This window comes from Actinoplanes ianthinogenes (assembly GCF_018324205.1).
Classification (GTDB): domain Bacteria; phylum Actinomycetota; class Actinomycetes; order Mycobacteriales; family Micromonosporaceae; genus Actinoplanes; species Actinoplanes ianthinogenes.
The window spans coordinates 4,538,819-4,554,725 of record NZ_AP023356.1 but is presented as its reverse complement, the minus strand read 5'-3'; the positions used below and the strand labels follow the sequence as shown (position 1 = coordinate 4,554,725).

At 66.3% G+C, this 15,907-nt stretch carries 9 protein-coding genes; 7 read left to right on the top strand and 2 right to left on the bottom strand.

Annotated elements, in window-relative coordinates:
• Positions 1–94: 94 nt before the first annotated feature.
• The 7 genes from Aiant_RS20445 to Aiant_RS20415 all read left to right on the top strand — a co-directional run bounded on the left by Aiant_RS20445 (position 95) and on the right by Aiant_RS20415 (position 14,010).
• Positions 95–976, top strand: a complete 882-nt coding sequence (locus Aiant_RS20445) for an SDR family oxidoreductase (protein ID WP_189332128.1) — start codon at positions 95–97, stop codon at positions 974–976.
• A gap of 34 nt (positions 977–1,010) precedes the next feature.
• Positions 1,011–1,217, top strand: a complete 207-nt coding sequence (locus Aiant_RS46565; protein WP_212847115.1) for a darcynin family protein — start codon at positions 1,011–1,013, stop codon at positions 1,215–1,217.
• Complete coding sequence (locus Aiant_RS47025; protein ID WP_212847203.1) at positions 1,160–1,375, top strand: darcynin family protein; 216 nt, start codon at positions 1,160–1,162, stop codon at positions 1,373–1,375. Before Aiant_RS46565 ends, Aiant_RS47025 begins: the two co-directional genes overlap by 58 nt.
• 196 nt (positions 1,376–1,571) lie before the next feature.
• Positions 1,572–3,407, top strand: coding sequence for a sensor domain-containing diguanylate cyclase (locus Aiant_RS20430; protein WP_189332129.1), 1,836 nt, complete (start codon positions 1,572–1,574; stop codon positions 3,405–3,407).
• Between the two features lie 679 nt (positions 3,408–4,086).
• On the top strand, positions 4,087–6,930 hold the full coding sequence (locus tag Aiant_RS20425; protein WP_189332130.1) for a LamG-like jellyroll fold domain-containing protein: 2,844 nt from the start codon (positions 4,087–4,089) through the stop codon (positions 6,928–6,930).
• Positions 6,931–7,089: 159 nt separating this feature from the next.
• Entirely contained in the window at positions 7,090–13,566 is a 6,477-nt protein-coding gene (locus Aiant_RS46560; RefSeq protein WP_189332131.1) for an RHS repeat domain-containing protein, read from the top strand.
• 18 nt (positions 13,567–13,584) lie between these two features.
• Positions 13,585–14,010: a hypothetical protein gene (locus Aiant_RS20415; RefSeq protein ID WP_189332132.1), complete on the top strand. Its 426-nt coding sequence runs from the start codon at positions 13,585–13,587 to the stop codon at positions 14,008–14,010.
• A gap of 271 nt (positions 14,011–14,281) precedes the next feature.
• Here Aiant_RS20415 and Aiant_RS20410 read toward each other — a convergent pair whose 3' ends face one another.
• Positions 14,282–14,476, bottom strand: a complete 195-nt coding sequence (locus tag Aiant_RS20410) for a hypothetical protein (RefSeq protein WP_189332133.1) — start codon at positions 14,474–14,476, stop codon at positions 14,282–14,284.
• A gap of 188 nt (positions 14,477–14,664) precedes the next feature.
• Positions 14,665–15,897, bottom strand: coding sequence for a sensor histidine kinase (locus tag Aiant_RS20405; RefSeq protein WP_189332134.1), 1,233 nt, complete (start codon positions 15,895–15,897; stop codon positions 14,665–14,667).
• Positions 15,898–15,907: the final 10 nt, after the last annotated feature.

The window sequence follows — 15,907 nt, the reverse complement described above, 5'->3', positions numbered from 1 at the left end:
CGTGCCTCGCTTTGTGACTCAAGTAACGAGACATGGTGCCTCGTTATGACCTACGGTTACGAGACACGATGGATCGAAACCTTGGGGAGATCTCATGAACGTCTTCGTCACCGGGGCGACCGGTTGGATCGGCTCCGCCACCGTCGACGAATTGCTCGCGAACGGTTACCAGGTCACCGGCCTGGCCCGCTCCGACGACTCGGCCAAGACGCTGGAGGCCAAGGGCGCCACCGCTCTGCGCGGCGACCTCGACGACCTCGACTCACTGCGCCGCAGCGTCGCCGCGGCCGACGCTGTCGTCCACCTCGCCAACAAGCACGACTTCGGCCCGGAGAGCGATCGGGCCGAACGCGCCGCCGTCGAGGCCATGGCCGAGGCACTGGTCGGCAGTGACAAGCCCTTCGTCGTCGCCAACGGTCTCTCCGGCGTCGCCGAGGGCCGGCCGGCCCTGGAATCCGACGTCAGCCCGGTCGACTCACGCGGTGACAGCGAGAACGTGGCGTTGAGCTACGTCGAGCGAGGCGTACGCACGATCATCGCGCGATTCGCCCCGAGCGTGCACGGCGTCGGCGACTGGGGCTTCGTCACCTTCCTCGCCGACGGGGCCCGCCGACGCGGCGCGTCGGGCTACATCGACGACGGCTCCACCGCATGGTCGGCCGTGCACCGCTCGGACGCCGCGCGGGCGATCCGGCTCGGCATCGAGAAGGCCCCGGCCGGTACCCGGATGCACGTCGTGGCCGAGGAGTCCATCTCGACCCGCAAGATCGCCGAGGCCCTCGGCGAGGCACTTGGGCTGCCCACGGTCGCGGTCGCCCGCGAGAACGCCGCCGAGCACTTCGGTCTCATGGCCCATTTTCTCGGCCTCGGCATGGCCGCTTCCAGCGCCCGCACCCGTGAACTGCTCGGCTGGACCCCGACCGGCCCCACCCTGCTCGACGACATCGCGGCCGGCGCCTACGGCAGCGCGTCCTGACCGACACCGCACACAGCCCGAAAGAGGAGCTGCCATGACCGCCGAAGAAGCCGAACCGACCGTCACCGCGTTCATGCTCGTCAAGACCACGCCGGAATGGCTCGCCCTGACCGTTGAAGAACGTGTGGAAGCCTTCACCACACAGGTCCTTCCGGTGATCCAGAGCAAGGCCAAAGACGTCACATCACGCTTCTACGACACAGAGTTCTACTCCACCCGTGTCACCGACGTCTGGGTCTGAAGGCCCGCGACCACCAGTCCTACCAGCTGCTGATCGAGGCGCTGCGCGAGACGCCGTTCTGGGACCGCTATTTCACGATCGTCGACCTGCTCGTCGGCGTCGAGAACGGCTACGCCCGCAACTACGACCTCGACGCTGCCGCCACCGTCAACGTGTGACAGAGCGGGTCGATGAGCCTGCGGATGACGCCCGAGCCACCCCACGCCGGGACGTCATCCGCAGGCTCACGCCTGGTCCGGACCTGCTCTTCCACCGCCAGTTCCCGAGCGGTCTGTCCGCTGGCCAGCCCCGCTGAGCGCAACCCTGTGGGCCGGATCACCTCAGGCCGCCTGCCCGACGACCGATACCTCGTGCGTGAGGCCTCTGACTCGTCGCACGTCGGCCGGGGACCCGATTCTGGTCGGGCTGGCGGCGCTGGCCGCAGTCGTCACGCTGTGGTACCTGCTGGTTCCGGCCGGAGTCGCGGCTCAGGTGATCACGTACCGGACCCTGCAACCGCTGTTGAACATCGGGCTCACGGTGATGTCCGTGCGCGCCGCCCGGATGCCCATGCTGCCCCGGGCGGCCCGCCGGTTCTGGTACGCCCTGGGTCTCGGCGGGGCCGTGCTCGCTCTCGGCAACGCCTCGCAGGCGGCGCTGACCTGGTGGCATCCGACGGTGGCCGCGGTCGGCATGAACCCCTTCCAGAGCGTGTGCCAGGTGGTCGGCACCACGATTCCGCTGATCGTCATGCTGAGCTATCCGCTGGGCCTGGAGACAGCGCGCAAGCGTGTCTCGTTCTGGTTCGACACGATCACCGTGCTGATCGCCACCGCCATGGTCGCCTGGTACCTGTCGGCCGGGGCCGCCCTGGACGGCCGCCAGATCGTCGACTCGCTGCTCAACTGCGGCATCTCGGTCGTGACCGTGTTCGCCGTGGTCAAGCTGATGATCAGCGGCTCCCGTCCGTTCACCCGCGCGGCAGCGATCTGCGGCGTCGCCACCGTCGGTACCGCCGGGCTGCTGGAGGCCGTCAGCCAGCCACTGCTGCACGGCGCGCACCTGGGGGCGCTGCTGGCCGCGAACCTTCTCCCGGCATACCTGAGCACGGCCATACCGCGCCTGCAGCAGCTGCGGTTGCGGGCGGACCCGAAGGCGCTGGCCGTCCGCCAGCGCCCGTACAGCCGGCTCCCGTATCTCGCCGTGGCGGTGACCGACGCGGTGCTGGCGGTCGCGCTGCTGCACCACGGTCTGGACGCGCAGACCTGGATCCTGCTGGGTGGCGTGCCGCTCATCACCGCCGTGGTGGTGATGCGCCAGCTGATGGCGTTCGCCGACAACGACCGTCTGCTCCGGCAGGTCAGTCGCCAGGAGGAACGATTCCGCGCGCTGGTCCGGCATGCCTCCGAGATCACCTACATCGTCGACGGTTCCGGAACCGTCTCCTACGCCAGCCCGGCGACCGTCCGCGTCCTCGGCATCGAACCGGACGAGGCCGTCGGACGGACATGGGGCTGGAACGCGCACCCCGAGGATCTCGACGCCCTCCGTGCCACCGTCGCGGAACTGCTCGCCAACCCGGGCATGAGCGTCACCTTCGAGATGCGGGTCCGGCACGCCGACGGTGGCTGGCGATGGCTGGAGACGGTCAGCACCAACCTGATCGACGATCCGAGCGTGGCCGGCCTGGTCTGCAACGCCCGCGACGTGAGCGCCGCCCGGCAGCTGCAGGAAGAGCTGCGCCGGCAGGCCTCGCACGACCCGCTGACCGGGCTCGGCAACCGTGCCCTGTTCACCGAGCGGCTCGCCGCGCTCAGCCGGCAGCAGACCGCGGTCATCCTCATCGACCTGGACGACTTCAAGCCGGTCAACGACACACTCGGCCATCACGTCGGCGACGCTCTGCTGATCGCCGCCGGACAGCGGCTGCGGTCGGCGGTGCGACCGGGGGACACGGTGGTGCGCCTCGGCGGCGACGAGTTCGCCGTCCTGCTCCCCGGCGCCGACGGCGAGTTCGGCACGGCGGTCGCCGCCCGGATCGGACAGGCATTCGCCGAGCCGGTGCTGTTCGATGGCCTGCGGCTGAGCATCAAGGCCAGCTTCGGTGTCGTCGACGGCGAACTGGACCCCGGGGGCGAGCTGCTCCGCCGGGCCGACGAGGCGATGTACGCGGTCAAGCGGGCCGGCAAGCCGGCCGCGGCGAACCGCTGACCCCGCGGGCGCGCCCGGCCGGGTGATGCGTGGACGCCGGCATCAGCCAGCACCACGCCTACCCCGGCCCTACCCCTGTCCGCCGGTCGCCTCGCCCACAACGCGCACGCCGGCGGACCGGCGGGCCGCGGTCTTCGCCAGCGACCCTGAGGGCGCGAAGAACGCCCGGCCAGCTGCGATGGCAGGAACCGAGTCCGCGCTCGGGCAACTGAGGGCAATTCTGTTCCAAGCGTTTGCCCTCGCTGTTACGGCATCCGCACCGCTTGAAAGTCTTGGTTGTGCTGGCCATCGCTGCCTCCACCGTTCGCTCTATGAACAGAACGTGATGCCGAGGCTGGATTTCGAAGTTCCTCCGAGGGATGACTGCGGGGCGGGGTTGTCGGCGTGGTGATGAGAGACCACCGCCCATCGACTCATGGCAGTGGCCGCCTGTCGCCCCGGTCGCCCGGCTAGCTCTGGTGCTGCTGGGAACCTGGGAGTCAACTGTGACCAAGCGCCCGTGCAGGGGGTCTTGAAGGCGATCGGCTTATTTCTATACGGTGCCTCTGCTGGTGATCTCAGCGAGGTTCCGTCAACCCGCGAGGCACCATTTCTGCTAACCGGGGGAACCTTAATGACATACCTTCGGCGGCCGGGAGGCCGCCATCTTGGCATGCCTGTCCACAGTCTTGTTCGTCCCGTGGCGACAGCCGCTGCGCTGACGATGGCGGTCGTGGCCGGCGTCGCCGCTCCGGCGGCAGCGAGCCCGCCAGTGAGTGCCCTGCCCGTGAAGGATCCGACTGAGACGGTGACCGAGCAGGCGAGCGCCATGCATTTGGCGTGGAAGACGCGGCAGCCCGTCGAGATCGTTTCGGAGCGTACCGAGTCGTCGGAGACGTTCGCGCAGCCTGATGGCACCCTGCGGGTGCGGCAGCACGCGGCGCCCGTGCGGGTCCAGCGCGATGCGGGCTTCGTGCCGGTTGATCCGAGCCTGGTGCTGGAAGATGGCGTCGTCAGGCCGGAAGCAACCACTTTGGATGTCCGTTTCTCCGCTGGTGGCGACGACCGGATGCTCACGGTGGTTCGTGATGGCCGGTCACTGTCCATGAGCTGGCCCGGTGTACTTCCGAAGCCGGTGATTACGGGAGACACGGCGACCTATCCTGAGGTGTTGCCCGGGGTTGACTTGCAGCTCGCGGCGCAGGTCGACTCGTTCAGCGAGGTGCTGGTCGTCAAGAATGCGGCTGCCGCCGCCGATCCAGCGTTGCAGCGGCTGCAGTTCGGGATCGAGACCGACGGTGTCACGTTGCGCAGTGACGCTGATGGTTTCTTGACGGCGGTCACGCCAGAGGGCGAGCGAGTTTTCGCGTCCGATGGCGCGCGTATGTGGGACAAGCCGCAGGCTGTGACGTCGCTTGCGTCGATTGCGTCGAAGCGGGCTCGGGTGGCCGCCGCAGCTCCGGAATCGGGAACACTGCCACAGGATCCCGAGCCTCGCCATGTCGAGGACGTGCCGGTGATTCTGGAGAACGGGTCGCTGACGGTGGTTCCGTCGCAGCAGATGCTGGCTGATCCGGCCACGGTGTATCCGGTCTCGATCGATCCCGGCTTCAACGGGGGCAAGGAGATCTGGACGCACGTCTCCCGTAAGAACCCGACCAAGTCGTACTGGAGTGACTCGGCTACCCGGGACGACATGCGGGTCGGTCAGATGTGGCACGGCACGTCGGACGACGACTGGCGCACGATCGTGCAGTTCAACGTCTCCAAGCTCAGCGGCACCCAGATCGTCTCGGCTGCCGTGCATGTCAATGTGCGGCACAGCGCGGACTGTTCGCCGTCACCGTTGCAGCTGTGGCGAACCAACTACGTCAGTGATTCCAGTGCGGTGACGTGGAACAGCACGAAGGACAAGTCCTGGACGCTGCTGGGTTCGGTCAAGGCGACCGCGAACAAGAGTGCGTGCCCGAAGGGCAACGACGAGGTCAAATACGCGCAGACCGCGGTCAAGACCGCGTTCGCGGACGCGGCCAAGAACGGCTACGCCACCATCACTCTCGCGTTCCGGGCCGCGGACGAGTCGGACGAATATCAGTGGAAGAAGCTGGTGGCCGGCTCCACCTACCTGGATATCAACTACAACCACAAGCCTGCGATCCCGGACAACCTCACCCTGGGTCCGTGCTATGCGGCCTGCGGCAACGGCACCGCAGTGACGTCGTCCAAACAGCCGCAGTTGAGCATGAGAGCGTCGGATCCTGACGGCGGAACCCTGCGGTATGAGTTCGAGGTCTACGCAAGCAACAAGACAACACAGGTCGCAAGTTCGAAGACCACGGTTACCGGAGTCGCGAGCGGCAAACAGCAGCCGTGGACGGTCGTCACGAAACTCGCCGACGGGCAGTACTACTGGCGTGGCCGAGCGTGTGACGCCACGATATGCAGCGGGGACACGGGATGGTTCGGCTTCAAAGTTGACGCCACCAATCCGGGTAACCCCGCCGTCACCAGCACGGATTACCCGCCGACTGGATGGAACGGTGGCCCCGGCACACCCGGCAAGTTCACGTTCAGCCCGGGCGCTGCCGGCGACGCGGTGAAGTACTACACCTACTCACTCAACGGTGGTAGAGAGACGCAGACCGCTCCGCCGGCCAACGGCGTCCTGACGGTGACTCTGACCCCGGACAAAGACCTGGTGAACACACTGCGGGTCAAGGCGATCGACACCGCCGGCAACCTGTCCGGTGGCGCCGACTACCCCTTCAAGGTGCGACCCATCGGGGACTCCTGGTACTGGTCACTCGACGAGGGCACCGGAACGACTGCCGACTCTGCTCCGGAGAACAGCCGCCCGGCCAGCATGGCTGGAACCGGGGTGACGTGGTCGGAGACAGGAAAGGGCAGCGCCTCGGCGCTTACGTTCGCGGGCACCGGCGAGCTCACAACCTCCTCGCCGGTGTTCAACACGTTGTCGCCGTCCGGCTTCACGGTCGCCGCCTGGGTTCGGCTGCCAGCACCTCCTGTCGAGCAAGATGCTGACGGCGGAATCGGCACGGCGGATACGGACGACGAGCAACAACCTGAATCGCCGCTGCCGGTCGGTAACCGGATCGCGGTCTCGCAGGACGGCACCAAGACGTCCATGTTCAGCCTTGGGTACCGCACCGATCTCGACATCACCGGCGACAACGTCAAGGACCCGGCGTGGTGCTTCACCGTGGCGGCTAGTGACACCGCCGACGCGGCCACGACCGACGCCTGCACCACCAACTATGTCGAAGCCGGCACCTGGGTGCACCTGGTCGGCGTCGTGAACCCGATGACCAACAAGATCCAGCTGTACGTCAACGGCACTCCCGCCGTGGACGGCGTCCTGGTGGAGAAGAGCGGGGCCGCGACCTGGGAAGCGGCCGGGAAGTTCGCGATCGGCCGCGGCTGGTCCGGCACGCCCGACAGCCGCTGGACCGGCGAGATCGACGAGGTCCACGTGACCCCCCGCATCTGGTCGGAGCAGGAGATCGACGTAACGGCCGGTTCCTGACCCGTTACCCATCACCAGCAGGAAAAGGCCAGGTCGGGAACCGAACCGCGTTCCGGACCTGGCCCGACTGTCCGTGACATTCGAGCAACTAATCGTTTTGAGGCCGGCGCCGCGCCGGCGTACGGGGAATGCCGCACCAGCGGCCGACAGGAGATCGATGTGACCGTCAGGGTCCACCGGCACATGCCACAAAGGCGGCACCGCAGCCGCCCTTCACGACTACTGCACAGCGCCGTCATAGTCTCGCTGCTGACCAGCACGCTGGGGCAGCTACCACTGTCCGAGCCGGCCTCAGCCGCCGCAGCGACACCGCAGGACGTCAAAGGCATCAAGGTGACGCCGGTGATGGCGGCACCGCTACCGGAATACACCGCCGAAGACCGGGAACTCACCGAGGCCGACCTGCCCCCGGACCCGGACGTGCCGACAGTCGCCAAGACCGTCGACCTGGCCCAGCAGCCGACCGCGCGAGTCCAGGCCGGAAAGCTGGCCGTCGCAGTCTCGGCGGTCAGCCCAGCCAAGACCGCACAGAGCGCGCCCGCCGCGGACGCCCAGGGCACCGTGCGCAAGGTGAAGATCAGCGCGCTGAGCCGGGACGCCGGAGGCTCCGCGACGGACGACCTCGTCGTCGGAGTTGCCCGCGCGGATGGCACGAAGAAGGCCGGCCAGGTCAAGCTCGCCGTCGACTACCGGTCCGTGGCAGGCATGTTCAACAGTGATGCGCTCGGCCGCCTGCAACTGGTCCGGCTTGCCGACGGACAGCCGGTCCCGTCGACCAACAACACCCGTACCGACACGGTCACCGCCACTGTCGCGGTCGCCGCATCGGGCACCGCTTCGACCTTCGCGCTGGCGGCGGCTCCGGAAAGCGAGAACGGTGACTACAAGGCCACCAGTCTCACGCCGGCTTCGACTTGGCAGGTGTCGCAGCAGAACGGCGCGTTCGCCTGGTCCTACCCGATCAAAGCGCCGGCACCGCCTGGCGGGGTCGCCCCCGAACTGGCGTTGAGCTACTCCTCCGCTTCCATCGACGGCCACACCTCCGGGAACAACACCCAGGGATCCTGGATCGGCGACGGCTGGTCGCTGGAGCCTGGCTACGTCGAGCGGACCTACCGGCCGTGCTCGGATGACCGGGACGGCAAGGACGAGCATGAGCCGAACAATCTGAAGTTCTACGGCGGCGACCAGTGCTGGTTCGACGACAACGCCACCATCTCCTTCAACGGCGCCTCCACCGAGCTCGTCAAGGTGGCCAGCAGCGAGACCGACAGCGACGACAAGACCGTTCTGTACCGGGGCAAGGCCGACGACGGTCTGCGCATCGAGCAGGTCAAGGGCAGTGCCGACAACGGTGACGAGGACAAGATCTACTGGCGGGTCACCAAGCTCGACGGAACCCAGTACTACTTCGGTCGAGGCACCACTGACGGTGGAACCTCGAACGGCGCCGCGACCAACTCGACGTGGACTGAACCGGTCTACAGCAACCACCCCGGCGAGCCCGGCTACGACAAGGACTTCGCCAAGTCCCGCAAGACCCGCGCCTGGCGCTGGAACCTCGACTACGTCGTCGACCCGAACCACAACACCATCAGCTACTTCTACGCCGCCGAACAGGGTGCCTACGCCCGCGAGGACGACAAGGACAAGCGCACCACCTACGACCGTGGCGGCTACCTCACCAAGATCGAGTACGGGAGTCGTAGTGACGCCGGCGCCGCTGCGCGTCCGGTCGACCGCGTTCTGTTCGATGTCGCCGACCGGTGCATCGGCACCTGCATCTCCAACGGCAAACCCATCGCGAAGCGTTTCCCGGATACTCCGTGGGACCAGTACTGCGACGCCGCTCCCTGTGACACCTTCTCGCCCACGTTCTGGACGAGCAAGCGCCTGGACCAGGTCAGGACCCAGGTCTACACCGGTACCGGTGACACCTACACCACCGTCGACACGTACACGCTGAAGCAGGCGTACCTGCAGGCCGGCGGCAACGAGAGCACCCCGATGTGGCTTAAGAGCATCAGCCACACCGGTAATGTCACCAGCGCCGGCGGACCCGCGGTCACCGACCCGCCCGTGGTCTTCAACCCCAACGCCGACTTCATGCCGAACCGGGTGAACACCCCGAACGGCCACTCCAGCCTGTTCCGTAGCCGTATTCAGTCGATCACCACCGAGTCCGGTGCCCAGATCGGCATCACCTACTCGAAGCCCGAGTGCGACGGCATCACTTTGCCGAAACCGTGGGCCAACACCAAACGCTGCTACCCGCAGTACTACGGGGCTGAGGGCGAAGAACCGGTCCTCGACTGGTTCAACAAGTACGTCGTCACCCGCGTCGACGTCTACGACAACACCGGCGGGTTCGAACACCAGCAGACCAACTACGACTACCTCGACACCCCGGCCTGGGCGTATGACAAGTCGCCGATGGTCAAGCCGAAGAAGCGCACCTGGGGCGACTATCGCGGCTACGGCCGGGTACAGGTTCGAGTCGGTATCGACTCCGAGACCCAGACCCGGACCGAGTACCGGTACTTCCGCGGCCTCGACGGGGACCCGCAACCCGCGGCTGACGGCACGCTGCCGCCCAAGGGCACGCCACGCACCGTCCAGGTTGAAGACTCCCTCGGTGGGAAAATCGCCGACCACGAAGCGCTGAGCGGCATGCTCCGGGAGCAGATCGACTACAACGGCAGCGCCTGGATCTCCGGAACCCTCAACACACCGGCAGACCCCATCGTCACCGCCACCGCCGGCTCGCTGAAAGCCTGGCGGACCCACGTCGAGACCGAACGCAAACGCACCAGGCTGTCCAGCGGGGGGACCCGATGGACCAGCACCATCACCAAATACAACGACGACAACCTCGTCATCCAGGTGGACGAGACCGGCGACGAGGCCGTCACCGGTGACGAACACTGCACCCGCACCGAGTACGCCCGCAACGAAACCCTGTGGATGCTCGACCACGTCAAACGCAAGACCGTCGACGGCGCCAGATGCGGCACCGCGAGCGGGCCGAGCACCCTGCAGAGTGACGTCCGCACGTACTACGACAACGCCAAGACCTATGGAGCCGCACCTACCCGCGGCCTCCCCGTTCGGGTCGATATGGTCGACCACTTCGACGGCGACCAGCCGGTTCTCATTACCGCTGCCAGCACCGTCTACGACGATCTCGGCCGTGCCGTGCAGCAGACTGACGCTTCCGCCACGCAGTTGTTCGACCCGGCCAAGTCCACCCGGACCGAATACACGCCCGCCACCGGTGGCCCTGTCACTCAAACCAAGACCATCAACCCCCTCGGGCACACCGTCACCAATACCCTGAACCCGACCCTCGGCGTGACGTCCAAGATCACCGACGCCAACGGGCTGGTCACCGAGTACGCCTATGACGGCGACGCACGCCTGCTGAAGGTCTGGGCCCCCGGACGGGACCGGACCACTTACCCGAACGACCCCACGATCAGCTACACCTACCAGCTGAGCAAAACCGCGCCCAGTTCGGTCACCTCCAAGACCCTGATGCCGTACGGGTCGAAGACGTATCGCACCTCGATCGCCCTGTATGACGGCATGCTGCGCCTGCGGCAGACGCAGACCCAGACCATCGCCGGCGGCCGCACCATCGTCGACAACGTCTACAACTCCCGCGGGCTGCTTGCGTGGACAAGCAACGCCTACTACGACATCGACAACGCCGCCCCCGACACGAAGCTCGTCACGCCGGTACGGCGCCCCGAAATCCCCTCACTGACCAGCAACGTCTACGACGGCGCGGGACGCATCACCGACGCCGTCTTCACGGTTCGCGGGGACGAGGCCTGGCGAACCCACACCACGTACGACGGGGAAAAGACCAGCGTCACCCCGCCCAAGGGCGGCACCGCCACGACCACCGTCATTGACGCACAGGGTCACGTCACCGAGATGCGCCAGTACAAGGACCCGGCAAAGGTCGGCAGCGACGACGCCGCCGCCTTCGAACGCACCACCTACCGGTTCAACAACCGAGGCGACCTCGCAGCCGTGGTCGGTCCCGGCAACAACACCTGGGCCTACACCTACGACTTCCGCGGAAACAAGATCGCCACGGATGACCCCGACAACGGCAGCTCCAGTAGCGGATACGACGTCCTCGGTCGACAGGTCTGGACCAAGGACGCCCGGGGCAAGACTACTTACTTCGATTACGACGTAGTCGGCCGCAAGACCGCCGAGCACCAGGGCAGCAAGGACGGGCGCGTCCTCGCCGAATGGAAATACGACACCCTGGACAAGGGCATCGGAAAACTCGGCAGCTCGATCCGGTACGAGTACGACAGCAACGGCCAAAAAGCCGCCTACGTAACCGCCACCACCGGCTTTGACGCGGCGGGCCGCCCGAAGGGCACCTCCGTCACGGTCCCGCCGACCGACAGCGGACTCTGCGTGTCCGGCGAAACCGATCCCTGCACCTACACACAAACGCTCGGTTACCGCCCGAACAACACCCTCGAGAAAGTCACCACCCCGGCCGTCGCAGGACTCCCCGCCGAAACGGTCACCACCCTGTTCAACGCGGTCGGCCTGTCCAACGGCCTGATCGGCAAGCAGATCTATGCGCAGGAGATCGTCTATAACCAGTTCGACCAGCTCATCGGCCAGAACCTCGGCGAACACGGCCGCCGGGTTGCCCTGACCTACGGCTACGACGACACCACCGGCCGCCAGACGACATTCAACGCGGTCCCCGAGCTCAAGAACGACGTCTACAACCTCTCCTACCACTACAACGATGCCGGCAACATCACGGCGATCACCGACACGCCCGACGGCGGTCAGGCCGCGGAAACGCAGTGTTTCCAGTACGACGCACTGAAGCGGATCACCGATGCCTGGGCCCAACCGGCCGCCACCTGCGCCGCCTCACCAACCAGTGCAGCCGTCGGTGGTCCCGCCCCCTACTGGCGCTCCTACACCTACGACGCCTCCGGCAACCGCAAAACCGAGGTGATCCACCAGGCAACCGACACCACCACCCGTACCTACGACTACCCGGCCGCCGGCGGAGCCGCGGGCAGCAAACCACACGCCGTCACCAAGGTCACCACAACAGGGGCCGCCACAGCAGTCCAGCAGTACGCCTACGACGCGACCGGCAGCACCCTCTGCCGTCCCATCGGAACCGCCGCGAACGTGTGCGCGGCTGACGGTGCGGCAGGTGCCGGAAGCCAGGCGCTGACCTGGACCGACAGTGGCAAGCTCAACACCAGCACCGACACGACCGGCGTCACCAGCTACACCTACGACGCCGACGGAACCCGCCTGATCCGCCGCGACCCCACCGGAGCAACCCTCTACCTGCCCGGCGGCATCGAAATCCGCAAACCCAAAACCGGAAACGCCACCGGCACCCGCTACTACAGCCACGGCGGCTCAACCATCGCGGTACGCACCCCCACTGCTCTGACCTGGCTCGTCAACGACCACCAGGGAACCGCCAACGCCACCGTCACCAGCGACACCTCACTATCCGTCACCCGCCGCCGCACCACCCCCTTCGGAACCGACCGCGGCACCACACCCACCATCTGGGCCGGCGACAAGGGATTCGTCGGCGGCACCCGCGACAACACCGGACTGACCCACCTCGGTGCCCGCGAATACGACTCCAACCTGGGCCGATTCATCTCTGTCGACCCCATGATGGACCTCGCCGACCCCCAACAATGGGCCGCCTACAACTACGCCGACGACAACCCCGTCACCACCTCCGACCCGTCCGGGCTCTGCCCGCGCGACCGATGCGACGGCTACGGCCAAAATCCCGCGCCGGCGCCGACCACGGACGACGACGATGACGATGACGACCACGGCGGCAATGGCGACCAAGGAGGCAACGGAGACAACGGCAACGGCGGCTCTGACGGCGGCGGCAACAACGTCGTGCAGGCCCTGCCAACAGAAGACGAAGGCATCGACTGCGGATGGTTCGACGTCGTCTGCAACAAGATCGCGAACGGCGTCGACAACCTCATCGACAACGCTGACACCATCGGCAGCATCGCGCTCCACACCGGCGAGCTGGTCGTCGGCGTCCTCTCCATCGAACAGGGCATCCCCGAGGTCATCGCCGGCGGTGCCGTAATCGTTGGTACGGACGGAGCGGCAACGCCTGTGGCGGCTCCCGTCATCTTGGTCGGCGGGATACAAGTTGTCGGCGGTACTTTCCTCGCCCGCGAAGGTGTAGGCGGGCTGAAGAAGGACTTCGACAACCTCCACTGGAACAACCAGGCTGAGGGCGCTTCCGGTACCCCGGGCGGCTATGCCGGGCGTTCGTACGAGCTGAAACTCAAAGAGCAGTTTAAAGGCGAGGACGGATTCTCTGAAGGTGGACGTCAATTCGACGGCAGGTATGTGAAAGAGGACGGCGGTAAGGTCTGGTACGAAGCCAAGTCCGGCGAGGCTTTCGACAGGATGCTGGAGAAACCGGAGCTGTTGGAGAAATTCAAGGCGAACACAGGTCAGCAGAGGAAGATCGCTGAAGAGAATGGTGCCGAGTTCAAGGTCTACTCGGAGAATCCCATTCCGGACAGTATTGCATCGTGGCTGACCAAAAAGCAAATCAGTTTCGAAGTTCGTTGATCAAATTGAAGGACTCGCATGAGTAGAGATATTGATATCGACTTCGGCTTCTCCCGGCTGCCAAGTGTTCGCGAATTTATTCTGGCACTGCGCTCGCGGGGGATCGTGCTGGAGCGAGGCGGTGTGCTGCTGGTGTCGACCGATGGGGATTTCACCTGGGAAGATCGGGGCGTTTCCGAGTTGAACGCCGTCGTGGAAGAGATGGCACGAACCGTATCGGACGGGCAGAGTGTTGGATTCAAGATCGCCTGGGTCCATCAGGAGAAGCGGGGAACCATCGTCGTCATGCCTGCGTGCAACAAGATCTCCTTCTCGCCGGATGTCGATACGCTGCTGCGCGGAGTTGATCCGTCGTCGGTAGGGGTGGGCTGGTACCTGGATGAGCTCGGAGCGCTTCTGGCGCCGTTCGGGCCGACGGAGATGACGGCCCGCAACGTGGGCTGACATCGGAGCGAAAGCCTCCTGGCGGGCCATACGGAACGGATGGAGCGGCGAATTCGGCTTTACGGAGCACGAGGAGGTCATTTGTCTCGCTCCTGAAGCGAGCAAGGTTGAAGTGACAACTTCAATCCGCCCGATCAAGGCGATGGTGTTGGGGTCAGGCCGCTCGTGTGGCGGCTTGGCCCCAGCGTCTTTGTCGGTCGCTGCGGACGCAGGGTTGTTCGCGGCCGCGTCGGTGGATCGCCGACGCGGCCGGTGGTTGGTGTGGTGACGTTCAGTTCTTGCCGGTCTTGGGGTTCTCGGTCTGTGCGGCGTAACCCTTTTCAGCCTTGGCGACGGCCTCGGGGGTGAGGTTGATGCCGCCCGTGACCTTGACCATCTGTTCTCTGGTCAGGCCGGTGCTGGCGTCGAACTGAACGGTGAGGTAGACGTGTGGGGACTGAATCACGAAGATCTGGGTCGCCTCCACGGTGGTTCCCTCGGCCGGAGTTCCCTCGGCGGCGTGGATGGCGCGCAGCGCCGCCGGTTTGTCGCCGATCCTGCGTCTCCACCGTGCCGGACCTTCCCCAGGCGGTCACGACGTATGAGTCCTCCCGGGTGACGGAAGCCGACTTGTAGGCCGTTCGACGTGCATCCGGCGTCCTCGCGTACGGGGAATCACCCTGTGGGCGCCGGATGCGCAGGTAGTGGCGCTTCGGATGCGGACAGGGGCAGGGCGGCGGTCACCACGAACCCGTGGGCATACGCCTCGGCACGGAAGTCACCGCCGACCGCCTGGACTCGTTCTTGCAGGCCTATCAGACCGTGACCTGTCGACGGCACCGGGCCGCCCCGGTCGTGGGTTCTGCCGAAACCTTTGTCGGCGACCGTGACGGTGAGACGGTCGCTGGCCCAAGCGAGCGTGACCTGGGCGGTTGCGTCGGGTCCGGCATGCTTGGTGGAGTTGGTCAGCGCCTCCTGGACGACCCGATAGGCGGTGAGGTTCACACTCGCGTCCAGCTGGGCCGGGTGGCCGGTCGACTCGACGGTGACCGCGAGGCCGGTGGCGCGCATCCGGTCCACCAGGTCGTCGAGCCCTTCCAGACCTTGCCGGGTGCCGCCGGGGGTCGGTATGGCGTCGTCGGGCATTCGCATCAGGTTGAGCATCCGGTTCAGCTCCGCCATCGATGCGGTACCGGCGGCTTGAATGGTGTCCAGGGCGTCGAGCACCCGGTCCGGATCTTGTGCGAAGATCGCCCGCGCTCCGGCTGCCTGGAGCATCATCACCGCCACCGAGTGAGACACGATATCGTGCAGTTCCCGGGCGAGCTGCAACCGCTCGCCGCGCCGCGCCTGTTTCACCGCCTCCGCCGCGGCGCGGGCCAGCGTCGCCCGCCGCGACCAGTAGCCGAGCAGCCAAACCGTGACGGGCGCGATCGCGTACAGGGCCGAAGCGAACGTGAGCGCGGGAAATGAGCCGTTCGCGTAGTAGAACTGGTCCCACACGCTCCGGTAGCCGCCTATGAGGATCAACGCGACGCAGCACATCGCCGTAGGCACGGAGATCCGTGGCCGATGTTGCCGCGCGACCGTGTGTAAGCCGATCAGAAGACCCCCGACGAAGTCTGCCCCGGGCAGGATCTGCGCCAGCAGTACCGCATAGCCCGCTTCGACAGCGAAGACCGCCAAGGGCCGGCGCCAGCGCATGAACAGCACCGCCAGCACCGAGAACTCCAGGAAGTACATCGACCACCAGCCGGCCGGGGTGCCCGCCTCATACCGGAGCCAGGAGTTCCAGTCGAGTGCGAGGGCGCCGCCGATCAGCACGGCGTCGAACACGGTCCGCAGCCAGACCTGGCCTGGCAGAGCCGGCATCGGGCCGGGGGAGCGATCGCGGGGCTGACGCGTCATGAAACCGATC

Bases quoted from the DNA above. Each gene is read 5' to 3' on its own strand.
- Aiant_RS20445 (WP_189332128.1), top strand. From the start codon at position 95: ATGAACGTCTTCGTCACCGGGGCGACCGGTTGGATCGGCTCCGCCACC.
- Aiant_RS46565 (WP_212847115.1), top strand. From the start codon at position 1,011: ATGACCGCCGAAGAAGCCGAACCGACCGTCACCGCGTTCATGCTCGTC.
- Aiant_RS20415 (WP_189332132.1), top strand. From the start codon at position 13,585: ATGAGTAGAGATATTGATATCGACTTCGGCTTCTCCCGGCTGCCAAGT.
- Aiant_RS20405 (WP_189332134.1), bottom strand. From the start codon at position 15,897: ATGACGCGTCAGCCCCGCGATCGCTCCCCCGGCCCGATGCCGGCTCTG.